The sequence below is a fragment of the Acidovorax sp. SUPP950 genome, assembly GCF_030158935.1.
Lineage (GTDB): Bacteria > Pseudomonadota > Gammaproteobacteria > Burkholderiales > Burkholderiaceae_C > Paracidovorax.
On record NZ_BQXE01000001.1, the window covers coordinates 1,308,061 to 1,332,559 of the forward strand.

The following is a 24,499-nucleotide window of genomic DNA, read 5'->3' on the forward strand; positions in this document are numbered from 1 at the left end:
AGGGAGGACTGCAACCACGGCTCTGACTTCGTTACGCCGTTTGCACCAGCGCGGCCCCAAGCCAGCAGACGCCGCGGAACCGGCTCTGCCGGGCCGCTGGCGTCGCCCCCCCCTCCCGCGCAGCGAGAGAGGGGGTGAAGGCGCGCAGCGCCTCAGGGGGGTGTCACTTCGATTTCACTTCGACTTTCCGTCGGGCTCGTCCTTCTTCTTGTCGTTGCCTTCGATGTACGGGCTCCAGGGCTTGGCCTTGACCGGGCCGGGCGTCTTCCACACCACGTTGAACTGGCCGTCGGCCTTGATCTCGCCGATGAACACGCTCTTGTGCAGGTGGTGGTTCTTCTCGTCCATCTTGCTCACGATGCCGCTGGGCGCCTGGAAGGTCTGGCCGGCCATGGCGGCGATGACCTTGTCCACATCGGTGCTCTTGGCCTTCTCGACGGCCTGCTTCCACATGTGGATGCCGATGTAGGTGGCCTCCATCGGGTCGTTGGTGAGCGGCTTGTCCATGTGGCCGGGGATCTTCTTGGCGCGGGCGTAGTCGCTCCACTGCTTGATGAAGGCGGTGTTGGTGGGGTTCTTGATGGACATGAAGTAGTTCCATGCCGCCAGGTGGCCCACGAGCGGCTTGGTGTCCACGCCGCGCAGTTCTTCCTCGCCCACCGAGAAGGCCACCACCGGCACGTCCTTGGCCTTGAGGCCCGCGTTGCCCAGTTCCTTGTAGAAGGGCACGTTGGAGTCGCCGTTGATGGTGGAGACCACTGCCGTCTTGCCGCCCTGGCTGAACTTCTTGATGTCGGCCACGATGGTCTGGTAGTCGGCATGGCCGAAGGGCGTGTACTTTTCGTCGATGTCGCTGTCCTTCACGCCCTTGGACTTGAGGTAGGCGCGCAGGATCTTGTTGGTGGTGCGGGGGTACACGTAGTCGGTGCCCAGCAGCACCCAGCGCTTGGCGCCGCCGCCGTCCTTGCTCATCAAATAGTCCACCGCGGGAATGGCCTGCTGGTTGGGCGCCGCGCCGGTATAGAACACGTTCTTGGACAGCTCTTCCCCTTCGTACTGCACGGGGTAGAACAGCAGGCCGTTCATTTCCTCGACCACGGGCAGCACGGACTTGCGGCTCACCGAGGTCCAGCAGCCGAAGATGACCGAGACCTTGTCCTGCCCCAGCAGCTGCTTGGTCTTCTCGGCGAACAGGGGCCAGTTGGAGGCCGGGTCCACCACCACGGGCTCGAGCTTCTTGCCGAGCACGCCGCCCTTGGCGTTGATCTCGTCGATGGCCATGAGCACGGTGTCCTTCAGCACGGTCTCCGAGATGGCCATGGTGCCCGACAGGCTGTGCAGCACGCCCACCTTGATGGTGTCGGCGGCATGGGCCGGCAGCGCCGACAGGCCGGCCAGCGTGGCGATGGCCGCGAGGGCCTTGAGAGAGTAACGACGTTGCATGGTGCAGCTCCGATGAATGGGGTTCAAACCGCTCGCCCGGGGCCCCCGCAGGGCGCCTTTGTCCGGTCGATGGAATGGATTCTGGAGACTGCCCCCCGGGCCGCCAATACGCCAAGTGGCGTACACGGCCCCGATGCCGCGGGGCCGGCCCGGCTGGCCCGGCTGGCCCGCTCAGCGCCGCGGGGACCGCAGGGCGTGCACCGTGGTGGTCTTGCGCACGGGGCTCGACAGCACCAGCGACGTGGTCACCGCGCCGTGCTGGGCCAGTGCATCGACCACGGACTGCAGGTCTTCGGGCTCGGCGATGGCGCAGCGCACGATGAAGCAATCCTCGCCCGTCACGCGATCGGCTTCGAGGACCTCGGGCATGGACTCGAAGAGCTTCACATAGGGCGCGATGCCGGCATGGTCGGTCTGCACGCGGATGATGGCCTGCAGCCGCACGCCGATGGCGCGCAGGTTGACCCGCGCCCCATAGCCCTCGATCACGCCCGCGTCCTCGAGCTTGCGCACCCGCTCGCTCATGGCGGGCTGGGACAGGCCGATGCGCTTGCCCAGCGCGGCCAGGCTCTGGCGGGCATCGGTCTGCAGGGCTTCCAGGATCAGCCAGTCTTTCTTGTCGAGGGTCATGCCAGCGCTCCGGGGGTTGCGGGTTCGGGAAGGGAGGTTCCGATCATCCATCGGTTTGGAGCCGGCATTTCCGATGCCCCGCCCTTCATCGGCAGGGGCCGCGCGCCTATCGTGCAAGGCCGTGCCACCGGCGTCCTGGCGGACCGCGCCCTGGCTTTCTTTGGCCCCTTTTCTCAAGGAACCCTTCCCATGCAGCTGGTTGGAATGCTGGACTCTCCCTATGTGCGCCGTGTCGCCGTGTCGCTGCGGCTGCTGGAACTGCCCTTCGAGCACCTGCCCCTCTCGGTGTTCAGCACCTTCGAGGCTTTTGGCCGCATCAATCCGGTGGTGAAGGCCCCGACGCTGGTGGCCGACGACGGCACGGTGCTGATGGATTCGGGGCTGATCCTGCAATGGGCCGGCACCCTGTCGCGCCACCGCCTGCAGCCGCTCGGCGGGCCCGCGCTGCTGCGCGATCTGCGCCTCACCGGCCTGGCGCTGGCCGCCTGCGAGAAAGCCGTGCAGCGGGTGTACGAACAGAACCTGCGTCCTGCGGACAAGCAGCATGCCCCCTGGATCGACCGCGTGAGCGGCCAGTTGCTGGCGGCCTGCGGGCAGCTCGAGGCCGAAATGGCCCATGCCCCCCTGCCGGCGCCCGAGCAGGCCATCACCGATGCGGGCGTCACCATCGCCGTGGCGTGGGATTTCATGCAGAGTATGGTCGCCGATACCGTCCTGGCCGCCGATCACCCTGTCCTGGCCGCCTATGCAGAACAGGCGGAGCGGCTGCCGGCGTTTCTCGCCTGTCCGGCCCGTTGAGGGCTGCGCGCCGGCGCACGCTCCACCGGCCGCAAAGTCTGTCACCTGGCTGACATATCGGCGATCCGGCGACCCTGCCCGCGCGGCCGGCATGAACCGGATCGCCCCCCGAAAACCGGCGCATTCCGCCACGGTGGCAGGGTGCGCGCAGCCTCCCACCACCCCGGCGCGCGCGGCGTGTACGTATTTCCCACCATGTGGATTTCCACAATCGCGCAGGCCATGGCACAGGCATACATTCACGCACCTCCAAAATGAGCGCTGCTGGCGACGGTACGCGCAGACCTATGCAAGAGACACGCACGCTCCCCCCCAAGAGACCCCTTTACCGCTCGCTGTACATCCAGGTGCTCTTCGCCGTCGTCGTCGGCGTGCTGCTGGGGCACTTCTACCCCGCACTGGGCGAGCAGATGAAGCCGCTGGGCGATGGCTTCATCAAGCTGATCAAGATGATCATCGCGCCCATCATCTTCTGCACGGTGGTGATCGGCATCGCGGGCATGGAAGACATGAAGAAGGTCGGCCGCACCGGCGGCCTGGCCCTGCTGTATTTCGAGATCGTGAGCACGGTCGCGCTGATCATCGGCCTGATCGTGGTCAACGTGCTGCAGCCCGGCGCCGGCATGAACGTGGATGCCTCCACCATCGACACCAAGTCGATCGCCGCCTACACCGCGCCCGGCAAGATGGGCACCACCACCGACTTCCTGATGAACATCATCCCCACCACGGTGGTCGATGCGTTCGCCAAGGGCGAGATCCTGCAGGTGCTGCTGATCGCCGTGATGTTCGGCTTCGCCCTGCACCGCTTCGGCGGCCGCGGCACGCTGGTGTTCGACTTCATCGAGAAGACCTCGCACGTGCTGTTCACCATCGTCGGCTACATCATGAAGGTGGCGCCCATCGGTGCCTTCGGTGCGATGTCGTTCACCATCGGCAAGTACGGCGTGGGCTCGCTGCTGTCGCTGGGCAAGCTGATGGGCTCGTTCTACCTGACCTGCCTGCTGTTCATCTTCATCGTGCTGGGCGCCATCGCGCGCTTCCACGGCTTCTCGATCTGGAAGTTCATCAAGTACATCAAGGAAGAGCTGCTGATCGTGCTGGGCACGTCCTCCAGCGAATCCGTGCTGCCGCGCATGATGGAAAAGATGGAGAACCTGGGCGCCAAGAAGACCACCGTGGGCCTGGTGATTCCCACCGGCTACTCGTTCAACCTGGACGGCACCTCCATCTACCTGACCATGGCCGCCGTGTTCATCGCGCAGGCCACCAACACGCCGCTGGACATCACGCACCAGATCACGCTGCTGCTGGTGCTGCTGCTCACCTCCAAGGGCGCGGCCGGGATCACGGGCAGCGGCTTCATCGTGCTGGCGGCCTCGCTGTCGGCGGTGGGCCACGTGCCGGTGGCGGGCCTGGCGCTCATCCTGGGCATCGACCGCTTCATGTCCGAGGCGCGCGCGCTCACCAATCTGGTGGGCAACGGCGTGGCCACCATCGTGGTCGCCAAGTGGACCGGCGACCTCGACGAGAACAAGCTCAAGCAGCGCCTGAACGACCCGAACTGGGTGGATGCCCAGGAGCCCGAGGTGCTGCTGGACGCGAAGACCGAACGCATGGACACGAGCGGCCACCGCTGAGGCGGCAGGCTCCATGGGGCCTTGCGCCCCCCCCTGTCAGGCCGGCTTTCGCCGGCCTTTTCATTGGCGTCTCCGTGGGCGCCGCTGGCGGGCGGGCGGGCGGATGGATGGATGGATCGGTTTACAGCGCCGACGTGTCGGTGAACACGGCCGGATCCGGAAGGTGGTCGGCGAGCCAGCCGGGATCGAGCTGCAGCGCCTGCAGCAGTTCGTCCGGCAACGCGCCGATCGTCTCCGCCACGCTCGCCTTGGGGCCGACGGCGATCTCCGCCAGCAGCGTGGCCACGTGCACGATGGCGCCCAGGCGGCAGAACGAGGGGCTGGCCAGCGGGTCGGAGGCCGTCTCCAGCGCACGCACCACCTCGTCGGGGAATTTCCACTGCCGCGCCAGCTCGGCCGTGATCTGCCCTTCGGTGAAGCCCAGCAGGCTTTGCTCGCGCTGCCAGCGGCCGCCGGGCAGGTGCGGCAGGCGTTCGATCTCCACGATCTCGCTCGGCGCCTTCTGGGCGATGATCAGCTCGCCCAGCCGCACCATGAAGCCCGTGAGCCACGATTGCTGCACATCGGTGCCCAGCGCCCTTGCCAGCCACTGCGCGTAGCCGGCGCAGGCCATGCTTTCCTTCCAGAACTCCTGCCGGTCCACGCCCGGCGCGTCGGCGAACGAGCCCGTCATGCACGCCGCCAGGGCCAGCGTGCGCACCTGGTTGAGCCCCACCATGTTGATGGCGTCGTCGAGCGAGGAGACCTGGCGCGGCAGCCCGAACCGCGCGCTGTTGGCCATGCGGACCAGCTTGGCGGTGAGCGAAGGGTCCTTGGAGATGGCGGTGCGCACCTTCTCGAAGGGGATATCGTCGTCGTGCAGGGTCTGGATCAGGCTGTGGGCCACCTCGGGCATGGTGGGCAGCTTGACCTCCTGGAGGAAAGCGGCGAGTGCGGGCATGCGGACGACCTTTTCTTGAAGGGGGTGTGCAGGCCGGCCTTCCAGCCCGCTGGTGTTTTTGTATCACCGTCTCGGCACCCGCCGGGCAGGGAATTCACCAGCCCGCGGGTTTGTGCTGCCCTGGCAACGGCGGACCCCGCAGCCCTGCCCATGCCCTTGCAGGCCATGGCCGCTTGCGCTATGCGCCCAGCCGGAAGGTGCGCTCCAGCGCCACCGTCAGGCGGTCGGCCAGGCGGTTCGAGGCGGCCTGCGTGGGGTGGATGCCATCGGTCGTGTCCCTGTCCACCGAGAACGGCATCGAATCCCAGTGCGCATGCACCGTGCGGGTGTCGGCCGCCACCCGGCGGATGGCCGCATTGATCGCCTGCATGGTGGCGAGCGCCGCGGGGCCGAAGATCTTGTCGGAGACCGGGGTGATCCCGGTGACCACGGCGGCATGCCCCAGCGAATGCACGAAGCCGATGAGGCCGCGGTAATCGTCCTCGAACGCCTCGATGTCGAAGCCGGGGCGTGCGTGGTCGTTCACCCCCACCTGCAGGACCACGATGCGCGACGGGTGCGGCTCGGTATCGAACGGGCCCTGCGGCCCGCGGGGGAAAAGCTCGGGCGGCGCACTGTCGAAAGGCGCCTCGTAGCCCCGCACCAGATCGTACGCCTGGAGGCCGGCCGCCGTGCGGTCGTCGATCACCCAGTGCGGGCGCCTGGCCAAAATGCGCTGCGCCGGCGTTTGCGCGTGCCGCCAGGTCGTGGACGCGGGATCGAAGCCGAACAAAATGCTGTCGCCGTCAAGCTCCACCGAGCATGGCCGCTGCGGGCCGAAAACTGCATCTCCCATGGATTCCCTTTTTATCTGGTTGCATAGCGTCCGGCCACGGTTGCCTGATCACTTCGCAGTCCACCACAACCCCGCTGAAACCACAACGGACGCAGTCGCAGATAACCCCACGAACATCTGGATGCAATTTAGGCTGTTGCGCCGCACAAACGCGCGGTGCCGATGGGCAGGCCTCGCCAGCATAATGCGGACCCGATTCAAAGCTAAGAAACAATTTCTCGCATGACTAATCGCCGCGTAACAATTCAAACGCCTTTGGGAGAGGCGTTGCAATTCAGGCAATTGAAAGGAAGCGAGGCGCTGTCCGGGTTGTTTGAATTCGAGATCGACCTGATCTCCAAGAGCAAGGGCATCGACCCGAAAGCCTTGCTGGGCCTCGCTGCCACGGTCGTGGTGGAGACCGAGGGGCTGGGCCGGCGTTACCTGGACGGTATTGCCACGGGCTTTGGCATGCAGGGCCAGGACACCTCGGCCAATTACGCCTACCGCATGGTGCTGCGCCCCTGGCTGTGGGTGGCCACGCGGCGCAGCGATTTCAGGATCTTCCAGGAAATGACCGTCCCGGATATCGTGGAGAGCGTGCTGCAGAAATACGGCCAGCCGATGCAGAAAAAGCTCTCCCGGGCTTATCGCGTGCGGCCCTATACCGTGCAATACCACGAGACCGATTTCGCCTTCATCGCGCGGCTGTGCGAATCCGAAGGCATTTACTGGTATTTCGAACACCAGCCCGGCAGCCACACGCTGGTGTTCGCCGACGACGTGATGGGCTCGCACAGCCCGCTGCCGGGCGGCCACGTGATTCCCTTCCACCCACCGGGCAAGACCGCCCTGGCCGACCGGGAACACATCTTTTCCTGGCACATGGGCCAGCAGGTGCAGCCCGGCCGGGCCTACCTGGACGACTACGACTTCAAGAAGCCGCGCGCCGATCTGTCCGACATGCGCCAGTCCCCTCCAGGGCATGCCCACGACAGCTACGAGAGGTACGAGTGGCCCGGGGGCTACACCGAGTTTTCCGATGGGGAAACCTACACCCGGCTGCAGATGGAAACCGGCCTGGCCGGCCACCACCGCGCCCACGCGAAGTTGAACAAGCGCAGCATCGCCCCCGGCTACACCATCGTGCTGGACAACTACCCGCGCGAAGACCAGAACCAGCAGTACCTGGTAGTGTCGGTGGAGTACTACCTGGAGGAAAACGCCCAGGCCAGCCAGGGCCTGAACGGCGTGGGCCAGACCCAGGGCGGCTCGATCCAGCGCTTTTCGATGGAGGTGCACCCCACCGCCATGCCCTACCGCCCCGTCGTCGCCACGCCCCGCCCTCGCACCACGGGCCCGCAGACGGCCGTGGTGGTAGGCCCGCCGGGCGAGGAGATCTGGACCGACCAGTACGGCAGGGTGAAGGTGCAGTTCCACTGGGACCGCATCGGGGCGATGGATGAGAACTCCAGCTGCTGGGTGCGCGTGTCCTCCACCTGGGCGGGGCCGCAGTTCGGCAACGTGTTCATTCCGCGCATCGGCATGGAGGTGATCGTCGACTTCCTGAACGGCGACCCGGACTACCCCATCATCCTGGGCTGCGTCTACAACGCCGACAACATGCCCCCCTGGGGCCTGCCCGGCAACGCGACACAGTCGGGCATCAAGACCAAATCGAGCAAGGGCGGCGCCTTCGGCCCGGGCCTGAAGAATGGCGCCGGCGACGCGAACGCGCTGCGCTTCGAAGACAAGGCCGGCGCCGAGCAGCTGTGGCTGCATGCGCAGAAGGACCAGCTCACCGAAGTGGAGAACGACGAGGACAAGTGGGTGGGCAACGACCGACGCAAGACCATCGACCGGGACGAGACCAACGTCATCCACCGCGACCGCACCGAGACCGTGGACCGCGATGAAAAGATCACCGTGCACAACAACCGCACGGAGCGCGTGGATCACGACGAGAAGATCAGCATCGGCGACAACCGTCGCGAGGACGTGGGCATCGACGAGACGGTGAGCATCGGCAAGAACCGCACCAAGACCATCGGCAGGAACGAGAAGGACAAGATCGGCAGCAACTGGTCGATCAAGGTCGGCAAGTTCAAGACCGAGACCATCGGCATCGCCTCGATGCAGAACGTGGGCGTCGGCCGCATGGAAAACGTGGGCGTGGTCTACAACCTCAACGTGGGCGCCATCATGGCCACCATCGTGGGCAAGAACCAGAGCACCACCGTGGGCAGCGACCAGGACGTCAAGGTCGGCACCAACCAGAGCACGGTGGTGGGCACCAAGTACAGCCTCAACGTGGGAGGCGGCGGCGGGGGCGGCGGAGATGCCGGCGGCAGCGGCGGCATGGCCAAGAACGTGACCGCGCCCTCGGGCGGTGGCGAAGGCGGCGGGGGAGCCGGCTCCAGCATCACCATGGATGCCGAAACGATTACTCTGAAGGTGGGCTCCAGCTCGCTCATCCTCCAGGCCGACGGCACCATCACCGTCAACGGCAACAGCATCCGCCTCATCGGCGCAAGCGACGTCACCACGCTTTCCGGAGGCATCCATGAAAACTGATTCCCGCATGCTCCGAAGCACTCCGCCTGCGGACGGCCCCGCCGCCGATCCCGCCACCGCGTGGTCGCTCCAGCCCGCCCAGGTCCTGCGCCAGGCTGCGGATGGAACCGTGGTCCTTCGCTGCCAGGGCCGCGAATACCGCGCGGAACTGGCCTCTCAAGTGCCCGGCGTGATCGAAGGCCAGTTCGTGCTGGCCGCGCTGGGTTCCGGGCAGGAAGCACCGGCATCGGGCGGCGGGCCCCTGCCCTCGCTGATCGTTGCCGCCTGGCCCTGCCCCGGCGCGCCGGCCACACCGCCCTGGCAGTTCGACCGGGCCACCGGCGCGCTGTCGCTCGAAGTGACCCACCTGGACGTGAGTGCGGTGAGCCGCGTGCTGCTGCGCTGCGCCGATGCGCGCATGCAGTTTTCCCAGGACGGATCGGTCGAGACCCGGGGTCACCAGATCACCTCGGCCGCCGTCGAAACCCATCGCATCGAAGGCGGCTCCATCGAGTTGAACTGACCCGGTTCGCCGCGATGCGTCGCGCCTGCGCCCGCTGCGCGATGCCCTGGCCGCCCTTTCCGGTTCCGATGGAGTTTCCGACGGTGCCGCTGCCTGCTTGCTTTTCTTCGCCTGGCCCATGATCACTCGCCTTCGCCCTTCCGCGCCCCCTCCACTGCCCGGCATGCTGGCCCGGCAGATGGGCATCGCCGTGCGCGCCTATGGGCGCCGGGCGGGGCTTCTGCGCCAGGCCCACACCGTCCGGGCCCTCAAGGCCGTCGATCAGCGGCTGGACGCGTTGATGGATGCCTGCCGCTACTACGGGCCGGCGTGCCTGGACGAAGTGGCCTGCGTGGAGGCGCAGGCGCAGACCCGCCCCGAGGAAATCGCGGGGGCGGCCTTCGTGCGCATCGCGCTCGCGGAGCGGTACGAACCCGATGCGTCCGTGCGTCTGGAGGGGATCGCCCGCCTGCTCGCGACCCAACCCGTGTCCGTTCGGGACGCGCTGTGGTTCTATGCAGCGCCGCCGACCTGCGGCGACCTGCTGGCATCGGAGGACGCGCACCTGCTGGCCTGCGGCGTGGAGCTGGCGGGGCGGCTCGCCCTGCCGGAGCACATCGCCGGGGTGCATGCGGCAGCGGTGCGCGGCGCGGACCCGGATGCGTGCCTGCTGGCCTGCGCGCGCATGGGACAGGTGCCCCCACGGGCCGAAGAACAATGGAAGGCCGTGCTGCAGGGTCAGGACCTCGCCCGGCAGATCACCGCGCTGCAGGCGCTGGGCACCATGGGCGGCCACCGGCTGCAGCCAGAGCTGCGGCACTATATCGACCGCCTCACCGCCGCAGACGGCCCCACCGAGCGATCGCACCCCGTGGGCTGGGCCGCCGCGGCCGACGCAGCGTTGGCGCTGTGGGCCGCGCGCGAACCCGAAACGGCCCTGGGCGCCGTCCTGCAAGGGCTTCGGGTGCCCAACGACACCGCGCTGCGGGTCGCCGCCCTCGCGGGGCGCATCGAAGGGCTGCTGCCGGTGCTCGATTTCATCGAGCGGCAAGACCGGCCCGTGGAGCCCGGCGAACGCGACCTGCTGCGGCTGGTGTTCGGGCAGGTGCCGGGCGAGCTGACGAACACCCAAGGCACGGCCGGCGAGCGCCAGCGCGCCTTGCGCGTCCTCGCCTGCCAGGTGTTCGCGGCCAACGGCTGCACGGGGCTGGAGCCGGCCCACATCACCCGCTGGACGGACGCCGCGCTCAAGGACCGCCTCTGGGCGCTCGATGCCATCCGCATTCGTTCGGGCGGGCCGATCACGCAGACCCATCGCCTCGCACCAACCTTCGACGTCGGCCATGCGCTGCGAAGCTGGCTCTACGTGGAGCATGCGGCGGTGACCCACCGCCCGTTTCCGCTGTCCCACGAAGACCTTGCCGCACGGCAGATGGCCGCTGTGGAAACCGTGCAGCTCATGGACAGCCTGCAAGCCGATCCGCCCGCGCCATGACGTGCCCGGTCCTCAACCACACGCCGTTCCGCGCTCAGGTCTTTCCGCACCGGGATGCGGAGCGGCGCAGCGCGGCCCTGGTGATCGTCAAGGGCACGTGGCAACTGGCGGCCGCCCCGGGCCTGCCGCCCCGGCTCGCGGCGGCGCAGGACCAGGCCGCCATCTTTCGCGAGGGTGTGTGCCAGACACTCGGCAGCCTGCCCCTGGACGACGCCCAGGCCGCCGCCATCGCACCCCGCGCGCATGAACTCTGGACCTGCCTGGAATCCGAGTACGTGCCGCCCAAGCCCCGCTTCGATTGCATCGTGAACGGTTGGGCGGTCGCATCGCAAGGCAGGCCCTTGCCAAGCATCGACGCCGCGGTGGACTACCTGACCGATGGCGGATCGCGGCGCCTGATCGAACTGCGCGCGTTCGCGCCACGCACCTGGCTGCCGGAACTGGGGGCCATCGGCAGGCTGCGGGCCTCTGGCGAGGCCACCGCGTCGCGCGTTCCGCTGCTGCGCCCCTTCGCCTTCGGCGGGCAGGAGAAGGACCCGCAGACGGGCCATGTGAACGCCTTCGAGCCCAACCCGGAAGGCATGGGCTGGTACCGCAGCGCGGCCGCTGCCCGGGGCGCGCCGCTGCCGTGGATCGAACCGCTGGACCGGGCCATCACCGCCTGGGACGACCCCCTCGAACCCATCGCCCTCGGCCACGTGCCCCCCCACCACGTTCCACGCCGCGACCTGCAGGGCACCTTCGGCGACACCTGGCAATCGACCCGCGCGCCCGACCTGCCCGAGGACTTCGACCCGCGCCACCACAACGCCGCGCCCGATGCGCTGCAGCTGCGCGAAAGCCCCCGCCCGGGCCATGCCCTGGCCCTGCATGGCATGTCGGAAGGGGGCCCGTTGTATTTCACCTGGCCCCCGCTCGCGCTGACCGTGCAGGCGGAGACCGCCGGCGGCACCCTGCTCCCACCCCAGGAACTGCGTTGGGACACGCTGCTGGTGGACACCGCAACGCAGCGCGCCTCGCTGCTGTGGCGCGCCGTGATCGTGCCGCCCGCGCTGGAGCGGCTCGGCCTGGTCCATGTCACGGCCCACGCCCGCGCGCCACGAGCTGCCTCTTCGTCTCCGGCCCTCTCCCTGAATTGAATCGCTTCGACATGCCCACCCCTTCCACGGCCCCCGCCACTTCCGCCGCGCCAGGCCTTTGGCACATCGCGCACGCCGGCGCCATCACCTCGGTCGGCACCAGTGCCTGGCAATCCGCTGCCTCGTGGGTCGGTCAGCAAAAGCGGTTCCAGAAAAAGATCCACCCCGGCGTCGGCCCCCAGGCGATCACCACCGCACCGTGCCCGGAGATCACGGCCGGCCAGACGGATCTCCCCCGCCTGGCCCGGCTGCTGGGCGCGGCGCTGGCCGACATGGTGTCTTCGATGGCGCCGCAGGAGGCCGATCTGGCGGGGGCGGCCCCGCGCCGCATCGCGCTGGCCCTGCCCGAGCGGCTGAGCGACCGCGATGGCGCCGAGCTTTGGCTGCAGGCCCTGACCGAACTCGGGCGCTGGGCGGGCCCCGGGGCCAGCGTAGCGCTCGGTGCCGTGCCGTGCCACATCGCCCGCGGCGGTTCCACGGCGGGCTTTGCTGCACTGCAGGCCCTCGGAACATGCCCCCGTCCGGGCGAGCATGCACCCGGCGCAGCCGCGCTGCTGATGGCCGTGGACAGCCTTCTCGACACCACCACACTGCAGGACGCCTACGGCCGTGGTGCGTTGCTCACGGACCGGCATGGCGATGGATGCATCGCCAGCGAAGCCGCCGCCGCGCTCTGGCTGCAAGCCGCCCCGGACACGCGGGACGCCACCGGGCGCGGGCTGGTGCTGCACCCGCCTGCGCTGGCGGCCCAGGCTACTGCGCATCGCCGCCCCCAGCAAGACCCGGAACCCGGCGCGCTGCAGGAGGTGCTGCGCTCGGCACTGGCCCACGCGGGCTGGCAAGCGGACAACGTGGGCTATACCGTCTCGGACTTCGACGGGTCCACCTGGCGCGCCATGGCACAGATCAGCGCCCGGGCGCGGGTGGCGCCAGCGTGGGACCCCATCGACTGGGAGCCCGCGACCGCGATCGGACAGGTCGGTGCGGCCACCGGCCCGGTGCACTGGGCCCTGGCCGCGCAGCGCGTGCGCCACGATGCGCGCGCGCCCAACTCCATCCTGTCGTGGGCGCTGGACGAAGGCACCGCCGCTGCCGCCGTGGCCCTGGAGCGCACCCTTCCCACCGAGGCAGCTGCGCAGCGCAGCCCCAGCGCCCCTTCGGCCGACACCGGCCCGGCGGCCCCGACCTACTCGGCCCGCTTTCTCCAGAACAAGAACCAACGATTGCAAGGGAAGTAAAAACGCATGGGCACGCACATCTTCAGCGGCGGCGAGGGCGCGATCACGCAGGTGGCCAACGGCTGGACATTCGATCCGGCCACGCCCGTCAAGCTCAAGACCAGCGGCAAGCAGGGCACGGCCTGGCACAGCAACAACAGCAAGGCCATCCTCATCCCGCTGGGCACCATCAAGGAACACGGCACCGACATGTCCAACCGCTACGGCGCGATGGACCAGGGCAAGCACGATCCTTCCAGCACCATCGTGGGCTGGTTCACCAACGTCCGTGACCATGTGAACCAGCATGTCACCTACGTCAAATCCGTGGTGCACGAGGCCGGCGAGATGGTCGTCAATGGCGTGACCACCCTCACCAATGCCATCCTGGTCCGGCTCTCGCCCGAGACCCAGAAGATGATCGACAACGCCGGCAAGGTGATGGGTGGCATGGAGGCCCGGCACTTCGGCCAGGCAGCACAGGAGGAGGTGGACGCCATCCTCGAGATGCTCAAGGACCCGTCCACCTACGTGGGCCTGGGCGTGTCGATCGCGGCCACGGCCGTGCAGGGCGTTCCCATCGTCGGCCAGATCGCCGGCGGCGCCGTGATGGCCGACCGTGTGGTCGGCACGGGCCAGGCGGCCGTGCAGGCGGCCGAGGAGATTCGTTCCATCACCGAGACCTGGGGCTCGGAGATGACCCCCGAGCAACTGGAGGCCGCCCGCGTGCGCCTGGCCAAGTGGCTGCTGGGCAGCGGCGCGGCCCTGCTGGCCGCGATCGCGGGCAAGCGCTTCAAGCGCAAGACGCAGACCGAGGGCAAGAACGACACGCACCCCACCAAGGAGCACAGCGACAGCCAGCACCCCAATGGCAAGGGCCCATGCGAGTCGTGCGCCATCGGCGGGCCGGTCATCCTGTCCAGCGGCCAGAAGCTCATGGACGAGACCGACTTCACCCTGCCCGGCCCCATTCCCCTGGTCTGGCGCCGCCGCTACCGATCAGGCCTGGCCGAGGACGGCCCCTGGGGCCGCGGCTGGAGCCACCCGATGGCACGGGAACTGCGGCTCTCCGCCGACGGCGTGGTGCTGCTCGACGAAGCGGGCCGCCATGTGCCGTTGCCCCACGTCGCCCTGGGCGGCGAGTGGTTCGACCCGTATGAGAAGTTCACCGTGCGCCACCCGGAAGAGGGCCTGTGGGTCATCGCGCACAAGGGCGGACTGGAGCACCACTACCGCCAGCACGCCCCCGAGCAGTGGCGCCTGCCCCTGGCACGCTTGCAGGATGCGAACGGCAATGCCGTGGCGCTGCACTGGGCGGCGGGCGACACCGATACCGCCACGGGCGAGGTGCTGACCTGGAGCGCGCGGCAGGCCCGCGCGCAGGCCATGGCCGATGGCGGCGTGAGTGCGGCCAGTGCAGGGGCGTTCGCCGCCCCCTTCGCGCTGCCGCGCCTCGTCGGCCTGTCCGATTCGGCGGGGCGGCAGTTGCGGCTGGCCTGGACGCCGCCCACCCCCGATGCCCTGCCCACCGATCCCCTGGGTGGCGCACGCCTGGCCGCTGTCGAGCTGCTGGCGCCCGGCCAATCCGCGCCCCAGGTGTTGGCCCGCTATGCCTACGACGCGCAGGGCCAGCTCGTCGCCACGCACCACGGCGACCTGCCCTACCGCCAGTACGCCTGGCGCTCGGGCGTGCTGGTGGGCTACCGCAAGGCCAGCGGCCACCGCTACTTCGCCCAGTACGACGCGGAAGGCCCGCAGGGCCGCGTGCTGCGCTCATGGTGCGCCGATGCGCCCATCCCCGGCCAGGACGATGACCGCTTCACCTATCTGCCGCACGAACGCATCACCCGCCACACCGATGGCCTGGGGCGCGTGACCGCCTACCACTGGGACGCGCGCTTCAACATCGTGGCCACCGTCACTGCCGAGGGCACGCCCGAGGAATTGAGGGAAGAGACGCCGTTCGGTGCCACCGGCACGGCCAAAGGGAGCACCGATCCGCTGGGCCGACGCACCACGCTGCGCCATGACGCGCGTGGCAACCTCACGCAGATCACCAACGCCCTGGGGCAGTCCACTGCGCTGCAGTACAACGCGATGGACTTGGTGACGACGCTGCGCGATGCGATGGGCTTCGAGTGGCGGCGCACCTACGACCGCCACGGCAATCTGGTGCAGATGACCGATCCGCTCGGGCAGGCCACGGCCTACCAGTACGACGGCCTGGGCCGGCCGGTGGAGGTGATCGATGCCAAGGGCGGCAAGAAGGTGCTGCGCTGGGACGAAGCGGGCAACCTGATTGCCTACACCGACTGCTCGGGCCGCACCACGCGCTTTGCCTACGACGCGTTGGGGCAGCTGGTGCAGCGCACCGATGCGCTGGGGCAGGCAACGCGCTACACCTACGACCGCGCGGGCCGGCTCGTCCATGTGGCCGAGCCCGGCACGGACAGCGCCACCGCCTTGCACCAGTACACCTGGAACGGCGAAGGCCACCTGCTGGCCTATACCGATCCGCTGGGCGCCACGACGCGCTACACCTACGACGGCGTGGGCCGGCCCCTGACCCGCATGGATGCCGCCGGACGCACCCTGGCCTACCACTACGACCGCGCGGGCCGCCTGATCGCCCTCGATAACGAGAACCGCGCGCAGACCACCTTCCGCTACAACCTGCGCGACCAGCTCACCGACGAGATCGGATTCGACGGCCGCTGGCAGCGCTACGTGTACAACGCCGCGAGTGAACTGACCCACCTGATCGAGGCGGGCGGCAGCGAGGCCGGGCCGGGCAAGGTCACGCACTTCGAGCGCGACGCGCTAGGCCGGCTGCTGGCCAAGCGCGCCCATGGCGACGAAGGCCCGCCCGAGGAGACCACCTACCGCTACGACGCGCTGGGCCGGCTGACCCAGGCGAACAATGGCGCCGCCCACCTGGCCTTCGCCTACGACCCGGTGGGGCAGCTATTGAGCGAAACACAGACGCTCATCGGCCAGGGTGGCCCCGGTCTGCCGCCACGGATAGGCCGCGCAGCAACGGCCGGCCGTCAGGACATGCAGCGCAGCTTGCGCCACCAATACGACCCATTGGGCAACCGCACACAGACGCTGCTGCCTGATGGGCGCACGCTGAACTGGCTGTTCTACGGCTCCGGACACCTGCACCAGATCAACATCGCCCAGCCCGGGCAGGAAGGCGCGCACGAGGTCATCGCCGACATGGAGCGCGACGCTCTGCACCGCGAAGTCGAGCGCAGCCAGGGGGCCGCATCCAGCCAGTACGAGTACGACCCGGCCGGGCGGCTGATCCACCACCGCGCCGGATATCGCACCAGCGGCAACATCGCTACGCAGCCCGTACTGGAGCGGGCCTACGCCTACGACCTCTCGGGCCAATTGGTGGCCCGGGGCGACACCCTGCGAGGCCGCCAGAACTTCCGCTACGACCCCACGGGCCGCATCCTGGCCGCCCTGCCCGGGGCTGGCAGCCACCAGCCGCGAGAGTTGTTCGCGTTCGATCCGGCGGGCAATCTGCTGGATGGCGGCGAGGCGCAGGTCGGGCGACAAAATGCGGCCAACGGTCGGACCAGCCTGGGCGTGGTCGGCGACAACCGCCTGCGCTTCTACCAAGACCTGCACTTCGAGTACGACTTGCACGGCAATGTGACCAAGCGCACGCGGGGTAATCAAAAAGGTGGCAGCGCCAGCATCACCACGCTGCGATGGAACGCGAACCATCAATTGGTCGAAGCCATCACCGAACGCCATGGCGTGATGCAGACAACCCGATACGCCTATGACGCGCTGGGGCGGCGGGTGTCAAAAGCGGACTCCTTCGGCACCACGCACTTCCTGTGGGATGGCGATTTGTTGGTGCATAGCCAGCGCGGGGGCAAGGAGGCGCTGTTCGTGTACGAGCCGGCCAGCTTCGTGCCGCTGGCCAGCATCCAAGGTACAGAGGAAAGCCGGCACACCTACTGGTACCAATGCGATCAGATCGGGGCGCCGCTGGAGTTGACGGATGCGCAAGGGCGCATCGCCTGGGCGGCGGATTACAAGGTGTGGGGAGAGGCCACGCTGCGGACCGTGGCGAGGACAGGAACGGATGGCGGCCTTATCCAGCGTCGAATGGGACATGGGCCGGGAACTGACCACAGCAAAAGCGCTAGCAGTCGTTCATCCGCTCCGCCACACATTGAGCAACCCTTCCGATTTCAGGGGCAGCAGTTCGATGAGGAAAGTGGGCTGAACTACAACCGGTTTCGTTATTATGATCCGACCATAGGGCGGTTTGCTAATCAAGATCCAATTGGTTTGAATGGAGGAATTAACCTCTTTCAATACGCCTCGAATCCAAATACATGGATTGACCCTTTAGGACTTAATCGACTGCCCAAAGAAGGTCGATACCATGGCCCAAAACCTCAATACGAAAACCCTGGGCATCATGATCCCTCGTCAGGAAAATTTAGAGGAGGAGGTTCAAAAACATCGACGCTTCCATGCAATCATGCTGCCCTGGCCAAACGTTCCGTCCCAGACGCAAAAGGACAACATTGGTATGCAATTGATGACAAAGGAGTAATTCACCGCTTTGGAAATAGTAACGACGGGAAAATGCACTGGAATGGTGATGAATCTCAAGGTCGAGGACTGGAGATTCCTTCTGATGTTGAAAAGCGACTGAGAAAAATGCATAAAGAGGGCAAAGCAGTACCTTCTTGCTAGACAACCAAAATGAACAACGAAATTACATATCCGGTAGAAATTTCTCTTCAAACGCAGGAGATATTTTGCAATATTCTCATAAAAATCAACGACCACGTTATAGGAAATCCAGATGCGTGGTCAGTCTGCGGACTTTTGGAAAAAGAAATTCAAATCACAATAGATAGGCTAACCAAAAATAACGGCGTAGTTGTATTAAATGAAAATATAGAGAAAAGCTTCAATGAAATTAAGATTAATTATGAAGCACTCGAGAAATTTAGCGCAATACCAATAAATAACGAGATTTTTGATGGTGAATTTGCATTTATTGCAACAACCAATCAAAGAAATCACCTTTTTATTTGGAAAGATTATGAATCAAAAAAAATAATCGGGGAAAAAATAATTTTTGCCAGGTACATAGAAGATTTAGAAAAAGTTAAGAAAAAAATATCAGATCAATTATTGAGCTTAGAACAATAAAGGAAAATTCAGTCATCGAGCAGGTTTGATTTCAAAAATCACCTCAACAGTCTGTTTGCCAAAAACCAGTTGCAATGACCCTGGCCGACATAAACCTGCCACAGCCATTGGCCAAATGCTTTTCACTGTGTGACTTTTTCGCCATTTGCTATTTATTTAATAGCAAAAACGCCAATCATAGCTATGCATCTAGCACTTTTCATTCTCTTTTTTTCTTGATGCGCCGATTAACCTTCCAACGCTCTTAAATCCATAAAATTCTGAGCATGGCCTAATTGAGCTGAAGGCAATCTCAATACGGTAATCCCGTCGAGGCCTCAACCAAATAAGACGTCGGAACAGCGAGGCGTCTTGCCGAAGAGAAAGGGCTTTGTAGATGAACTCGTCAAATGCAATTGACATCATTACAAAATGGTATCAGATCAAATGCAACGGCCAATGGGAGCATAAATTTGGGATTGAAATTAAAAACATCGACAATCCGGGGTGGTGCATTCAAATAAAAAATGATGATAAAAAAAACACCATTCACCTACGAGACAGAATCTTCAGATCAGAACTGGGTACATATCATGGCTACAGAATACAGTTTTTCCGCCTATGGCGGTCCCATTAATTTAAATGAACTATTAGAACAAGCAGCTAGATGACTAACCAAAGAGTAATGATGAATTTTCAAACCATCCAAAGTCACAAAATTAATCACAATTCATTATTTCAATCATTCTAAAAAGCTGGACAAAAAAACCTAGCAATTCGCCGATTAAATAAAACAAACCAATTACCCTTACCAATGCCACCCCACCAGACCGGCCTAGCAAAGCTTAGATGTACATCCTTCAGACAAAATATCTGAAGATGGAGTAACGACAGTCTCCAATACTGGATAGCGGGTTACACGTATATACACTAAACCGTTGTATATCCAATTTCAAGAAGCCCTCAGTCAGAATAAGAAATAAAATTCCCTCAAAAATAAAGCTACCGAAAGAAATTTTTCTGGTCCTGGCAAGGATCCAGAGAAAAACGCAAAACCAACATCGCGGCAAGCAAAAAACCCGCTGAATATTTTTCAATTGCTGGCGCATGATGCCTCAGAAACAAGGCGTCGACTAGTTAATTACAGATTCGCCCATAAGTTGGAAAATGCGCAAAGATCGTAGTCAGCGGTACTTACCTGCGCCGCGCCTGAGGCAATGACTTCCGGCGGTTGCATAAAGAAAGGAAACCGCCCCGCTTCTATCGCGCAGTTGCCGCCGCACCAGCCGCGTACTACTCCAGTGCGGCACACACACCAGGAGTCCGAACCATGAAGTCTTCTTCGAAGTACGTATTTCTCTGTGCATCGCTCACGCTGGCCTGGGTCGCTTCGGCACAGGCTTTGCCTGATTTGGTGGTGCCCAGCGTCGATTCGCCCAACCTCGACGGCGGTGTCATCACGGTGCAGGTCAAGAACCAGGGTGCAGGGCCCTCGGCTGCCTGCTACCTAGCGTTGCGCGTTGTGCCATTCGGCGGCAGCCTCAAGGTGTTCAGCCCAAAGATCCAGGCACTCCAGCCTGGCCAGCAGATCACCCTGTCAGTTCAAACAGGGTTCCTGCTGTCGCAAGCCCAATACGAGGCGATTGCGGACCGCTCCAACACGGTCCAGGAGACCAACGAGGCCAACAACCGCAACAAGGGCCAGTTCGGCGGAAAGCCCTGAGGCAAAGGAGTGAGTCTGGCCCGCTGGATGGACGACAGCAGGCCCAGCCGGACTTCATCACGATGGCAGCCGGCTCCTTGTGCAGTGCGTGCAGGCATCCATTGGCAGTGGTGCACCCGCGTCGGCGGATGGCACCGCAAGAGGCGCCTGCACAGGTGCTTCACAGCCCAACCATTTCGCATTTGGCTGGAGCAGCTATCGGTGTCATGGTCAAGGCCAGGACTCCGCCCCGCGCCGGTTGGCGTGGCGCGGATCTCCCCATCAAGTGAAGTTCAACGACCGAACATTCGCGCTCGTTCTCACATCGTGGCGCACGCCCATCATTCCGTTCACGCCCCTCACGTCGCTGGCCGACTGTTCGTTGGCATTGATCAGGAAGCGCGCTTCCCGGTAGCCGGGGTCTTTGTGGATCGTGTCGATGTCGCGCATCGCTTGTTTGGCACCTTCCTTGTCGCCCAATTTTTCGGACAGTTCGCGGTCCGCTTCCAGCAGGTTGCTGGCATCCACATGGCTGGGGCCCCATTCCCAGTACAGCTGCGAGGTGCCCGTCATATCGCGGTGTTGGCGCAAGTGGCCGGCGAATTCGCCCAGGATTTTCTTTTCGGTCTGCACGGCCTGGTCGCGGTCGGCGCTGTGCCGGGCGGGAAAGAACTTCTTGGCTTTGTCTTCCGCAAAGTTTTCGAGGTCGGCCGCCAGGTTCTGCACGAAGTCCTTGCTGGTGACCAGGGTCTGGGTCGCAAAGCTCGTGGGCAGTTCCTTTTCGTCGTACAGGATGCGGGTCGTGGTGCGCGTTTCGCCGTCCCTGAAGAAATCGGTGGACATCGATCCGATATTGGCAACCGCCAGCGATGTCATGCTGGTCACGGCGTCGGCCGCGACTTCGCCCGGGGCGGGTGTCGGGGCGGTGGCGCCTTCGATCAATCCGCTCAATGCGGCCAGAGCCCCGGTGGCGCTGGCTTTGAACGCTTTCGATTCGGACTCACGGATGACCTTGAGCGTGCCAGAGGTGTCTTTGTATTCGAGCGTCCCCAGGCGCGTTTCGCCGGCCACGCCGGCTTGCGGCAGCCCCACCCGGAGGCTGCCGATGGTGGCACCCGCGCCGGCCGACGAGCTTCCCGTAAAGCGATGGTCTTTCTGCCGGACCTCGAAGGCACCGATGGAAATGGCATCGCCGAACTCCTGGTAGGCGCGCTTGACGAGAGAGGTTTTGTCTTCCGGGTTGCCGGGCTCGTGGTAGGGCCCCGCCTTGTCAGGCACACCGATCAGCAATTTGATGAGCCGCGCTTTTTGCTGGGCCAGGTCTCGGTCGCCGCCCACGCCGCCCGTCTTGTGGCGCGGAAATCCGAACACGGCGCCTTCTTGCTCCAGCAGCTCGAAGCTGTGGCCCACGTCACCGCCGATGGAGGCCGAAAAAGAGGCGGCCTCTTCCTGGCCGAGACGGAAGCCGAACGAGGCACCCGCCCCTTCCTGATTGCGGCGGACGGTCGATACGCTCATGCGCAATGAACTGCGGTCCGTGGACACGCCGGACTCGAAGGAAACGATGCGCGTGCGCCCGCCCCCCAAGTCCGCGCGAACCGACATGGTGGCGCCAGACAGGACGCCCGAGATGACTTCGCTCACGTTGCGGGTGGTGCCCTGCGTGTTGCCGGCATTGGCCAGCGAAAAGCCCGAGCCCAGTTCTTCGCCACGGATCATGGAGGCGAGGATTTCTGCGGTTTCAGCGCGGTTTTTGCCTTTGATGGGCGTATTGGCCGGAACGCGGACGTCTTTGTTCACCAGCCGGTCGAACGCGGTCGAGAACGACTTCCAGTCCGGCTGTCCGTCCTCGCGGTTGAAAGTCCGCATTTCCTGCACCGACTTGGCGTCGGTGGGGCCTCCTGCATCGCCGGCCCAGGCGAGCAGCCGGGCGGGCGTCAGCGGAACGTTCTGCTCGGCCAGGGCTGCCGTCAGCAGTTCCTGCACCTGATCGGCGACCGCCACCTCCTGCGAAGCAGACTCGGGCAACTGGATGGCGGCGAGCACGGCCGTGCGCACCTGCGCAATCGCGCTCTCGGAAAGGTTGTCGCCCCGCGCAAGGCGCGGCAGCAGCAGCGCTTCCGTCTTGGCACGCTGAAGGATCTCAGATCGCACCATGTTGCGCAGCAGCGTGCCACCGGCGCCAGCGTCGTCCAGCAGCGCCTGACCATCCACCGCGTTTTGCGCGGTGGGCAAGCCCGCGTCTCCCGCACCGCCGCGGGCTTTAAGGGTGGACTCCAGCACGTCCACCATGTCTTTCATGGCGCGGCCTTCGTGAATGCCGCCGATGTGCGACAGCTCGAATCCCATGTTCTGGCCGCGCGAGGACACGATGGCGTCGTACCCGTAGAACGGGCTTTTGCCGTGGTGCAGCGTGCCGTAGCGCAGCGTGTCTGCAATGCGCTGAAAGCCGGTGCGCGATGCCATGGCACGGTTCAAATGCATGCCCATGGTTTTGGAGGCCCGGGATTCGACCTTCTGGAATTCGCTCTTGGTGCCGTCGGGATTGCGGGGCTTGTCGGTCAACATACCACCACGGACCATCTGCACCGCGTGACGGCATCCATGGACTTCCTGGATGGCGGGGTCGAGTTCGTCGCGCACGGCCAGCAGCGCTTTTTCGGCCAGAGTGAGCGAGGAGCCATTGGCAATCGGGGCACCCGCGCGGCCTGGCCAGCCATTCGGCGTGGCCCGAACGGCGTCGCCCAGCTTGCCGTGGGCAAACATGCTGCTCGGGTCCAAGGCCGGTGCGTTTCTGCCAGCGGCGCGCGCCACCTCGGCCGCAGCGCGCAGGTAAGCGAGCATCGGGCCGCGTTGCGCATCCGTCAGGGCGGGTGCGCCCTCGGCGGCGCCATCGGGCCTGGCGGTGACCTTGATCAGCAAGTCCATCCCCTTGCCACCTTTGAGGCCTTCGATTTTCGCCGCGAAGTTCCAGGCCAGTTGCACATCGGCCGTGATTTCCTCGGCGGGGCGCGGCGTGAGCAGGTCGCCCACCAGCCGGACCTGGGGCAACGCTTGCAGAATGCGTTGGGCCTGCGCCGGGTCTTTCTCGTTGTGGAGAGCCAGCGCCTTGATCAAGACGTTGGTCTCTTCTGACGACATTCCGGCGGCCTCTTTCAACTGCATGACGCTTGCCAGCAAGGCCGCTTTCTGGTCCGGCGGACCGTTGAATTGGCTCGTGATGATCCCATTGATCGTCGATTCCTTTTTCAGCCTGTGAAGCGCAGCGCCTTCCTGGGGCATCGTGCGGCCCACGCGCGGGGCGGCATTCTGCAGTGTCTTGGGCACCTTGGGCGGCTCGACGCCGTCCTGCCCGAGGAAGCTGCCCATCTTGGGCTTGGCCGACGACACCTTGCTCTGGAAAGGGTTCCAGACAGGCGATACCGTCGTGCTGGAGAAGCCGAAGCCGTGCTTGAACGCACCTTCCTTGAGGCCCTCGGTGACCTTCTTGAGCTTGGACAGCCCACTCTGGCGCCGCATGTCCTGGTCCGGCGTGGCTTGGACGACAGGCTCTTCGTTGGCGGAAGCCACGACGGAGTTCTGGCCGTCATGCACGCTGTTGCCGTCACCACCGCCACCGCCACCAGTGCCTCCTCCAGGCGGCACCACCGTACCCATGGTCGGATCGACAAACTGAAGGGATGAATCCTCATCGACGACTTCGATTTCATCATCGCCGCTGGTGAAAATGCGTTTGGGGTCGGTCTCGACCTTCGAATCAGGTCCCCCTCCGTCAGAGGATTTTTTTGTTTCCGTCTCTTCCTTGCCAAGCCCGTCGGAGAGGACATCGTTCTCTGCACCCGCCTTTTTTGGCAGGGGCTGCTTGCCCTTTGGATCGGTTTTTGAGCCTCCCGACGTTGTCGCGTCTCCCTGAAGATCCGATGTGCCCTTCGTGGGGTCTGAGGCTTCGTTTTCTTTCAATGCAAAAAGCTCTACCAACGAAGGGTTGCGATTCCTGCCGGAGTTGGAGGTCCCCCCGCTGAACCCGCTTTCGCCGGCATTGCGAGAGGATTTGGGGATTGGTGGTGCCTCCGATTTTGCGGAAGGTTTCGGCGTTGGCGATGCCTCTGTCTTCGACGACTTGATGCCTACCGCCTTTTTCAGATTGCTGGCGATCTTCGCCTTGATCGATTTATGCTTTTTTTCCTGGCCCGGCAGTCTTGCATCGTTGGGTTCTCCCGATGCGTTGCTCCCCGACTGGCTTTCCCTGCGCGACAACGGCATTCCACCGGAGTCCAGGCGCTTGCTGGATCTGCGAGGCTCTCGGGTCTCTTGGGGTTCTCGCGGGTGTTGGCCCGCATCAACGTCCGAGGGCCGCACGCCGCATAAGTTGGGAAATCGCATCGCATCGCTCCAAAAAATCATTGGCCGGGTGGTGCATGCACGGCACCCACCACCCTCGGCCGTTTCCTACA

16 protein-coding genes are annotated in these 24,499 nt (G+C 64.8%); 11 read left to right on the plus strand and 5 right to left on the minus strand.

The features are described 5' to 3' along the window. Positions 1–174: 174 nt before the first annotated feature. A complete protein-coding gene (urtA, locus tag AVME950_RS06165; RefSeq protein WP_284395293.1) occupies positions 175–1,443 on the minus strand; it encodes an urea ABC transporter substrate-binding protein in 1,269 nt (422 codons plus the stop codon). A gap of 171 nt (positions 1,444–1,614) precedes the next feature. Then, the gene (locus tag AVME950_RS06170) at positions 1,615–2,073 is read right to left on the minus strand and encodes an Lrp/AsnC family transcriptional regulator (protein ID WP_284395294.1); all 459 of its coding nucleotides are present in this window, start codon (positions 2,071–2,073) and stop codon (positions 1,615–1,617) included. 189 nt (positions 2,074–2,262) lie between these two features. On the opposite strand from AVME950_RS06170, the gene AVME950_RS06175 reads away from it, so the two are divergent. Continuing rightward, positions 2,263–2,871 (plus strand): glutathione S-transferase, encoded by a 609-nt coding sequence (locus AVME950_RS06175; RefSeq protein WP_284429130.1) that lies wholly within the window; start codon positions 2,263–2,265, stop codon positions 2,869–2,871. Positions 2,872–3,158: 287 nt separating this feature from the next. Beyond that, entirely contained in the window at positions 3,159–4,511 is a 1,353-nt protein-coding gene (locus AVME950_RS06180; RefSeq protein ID WP_272564701.1) for a dicarboxylate/amino acid:cation symporter, read from the plus strand. Between the two features lie 121 nt (positions 4,512–4,632). Here AVME950_RS06180 and AVME950_RS06185 read toward each other — a convergent pair whose 3' ends face one another. Further along, complete coding sequence (locus AVME950_RS06185; RefSeq protein WP_284395298.1) at positions 4,633–5,451, minus strand: HDOD domain-containing protein; 819 nt, start codon at positions 5,449–5,451, stop codon at positions 4,633–4,635. Between the two features lie 178 nt (positions 5,452–5,629). Continuing rightward, entirely contained in the window at positions 5,630–6,286 is a 657-nt protein-coding gene (locus AVME950_RS06190; protein ID WP_284408345.1) for an SGNH/GDSL hydrolase family protein, read from the minus strand. 222 nt (positions 6,287–6,508) lie between these two features. Here AVME950_RS06190 and AVME950_RS06195 point away from each other — a divergent pair, with 222 nt between their 5' ends. From AVME950_RS06195 to AVME950_RS06230, 9 genes are all read left to right on the plus strand, one after another. Continuing rightward, positions 6,509–8,839, plus strand: coding sequence for a type VI secretion system Vgr family protein (locus tag AVME950_RS06195; protein WP_284429131.1), 2,331 nt, complete (start codon positions 6,509–6,511; stop codon positions 8,837–8,839). Then, positions 8,829–9,341, plus strand: coding sequence for a hypothetical protein (locus AVME950_RS06200; protein ID WP_284429132.1), 513 nt, complete (start codon positions 8,829–8,831; stop codon positions 9,339–9,341). The genes AVME950_RS06195 and AVME950_RS06200 overlap by 11 nt, the downstream gene beginning before the upstream one ends. A 118-nt stretch (positions 9,342–9,459) precedes the next feature. Further along, positions 9,460–10,815 carry a hypothetical protein gene (locus AVME950_RS06205; RefSeq protein WP_284429133.1) on the plus strand — a complete coding sequence of 452 codons (1,356 nt, stop codon included), beginning with the start codon at positions 9,460–9,462 and terminating at the stop codon, positions 10,813–10,815. Continuing rightward, positions 10,812–11,954, plus strand: coding sequence for a DUF2169 family type VI secretion system accessory protein (locus tag AVME950_RS06210; RefSeq protein WP_284429134.1), 1,143 nt, complete (start codon positions 10,812–10,814; stop codon positions 11,952–11,954). Before AVME950_RS06205 ends, AVME950_RS06210 begins: the two co-directional genes overlap by 4 nt. 11 nt (positions 11,955–11,965) lie before the next feature. Next, a complete protein-coding gene (locus tag AVME950_RS06215) occupies positions 11,966–13,192 on the plus strand; it encodes a hypothetical protein (protein ID WP_284429135.1) in 1,227 nt (408 codons plus the stop codon). Positions 13,193–13,198: 6 nt separating this feature from the next. Beyond that, a complete protein-coding gene (locus AVME950_RS06220; protein WP_284429136.1) occupies positions 13,199–17,899 on the plus strand; it encodes an RHS repeat-associated core domain-containing protein in 4,701 nt (1,566 codons plus the stop codon). A gap of 9 nt (positions 17,900–17,908) precedes the next feature. Next, positions 17,909–18,364, plus strand: a complete 456-nt coding sequence (locus tag AVME950_RS06225) for a hypothetical protein (RefSeq protein ID WP_284429137.1) — start codon at positions 17,909–17,911, stop codon at positions 18,362–18,364. Between the two features lie 376 nt (positions 18,365–18,740). Further along, positions 18,741–18,980, plus strand: coding sequence for an Imm53 family immunity protein (locus AVME950_RS24370; RefSeq protein WP_502869366.1), 240 nt, complete (start codon positions 18,741–18,743; stop codon positions 18,978–18,980). Positions 18,981–19,673: 693 nt separating this feature from the next. Next, entirely contained in the window at positions 19,674–20,066 is a 393-nt protein-coding gene (locus AVME950_RS06230; RefSeq protein WP_284429138.1) for a CARDB domain-containing protein, read from the plus strand. Positions 20,067–20,327: 261 nt separating this feature from the next. Here the strand turns inward: AVME950_RS06230 and AVME950_RS06235 are convergent, their stop codons facing one another. Next, positions 20,328–24,308: a hypothetical protein gene (locus tag AVME950_RS06235; protein WP_284429139.1), complete on the minus strand. Its 3,981-nt coding sequence runs from the start codon at positions 24,306–24,308 to the stop codon at positions 20,328–20,330. Positions 24,309–24,499: the final 191 nt, after the last annotated feature.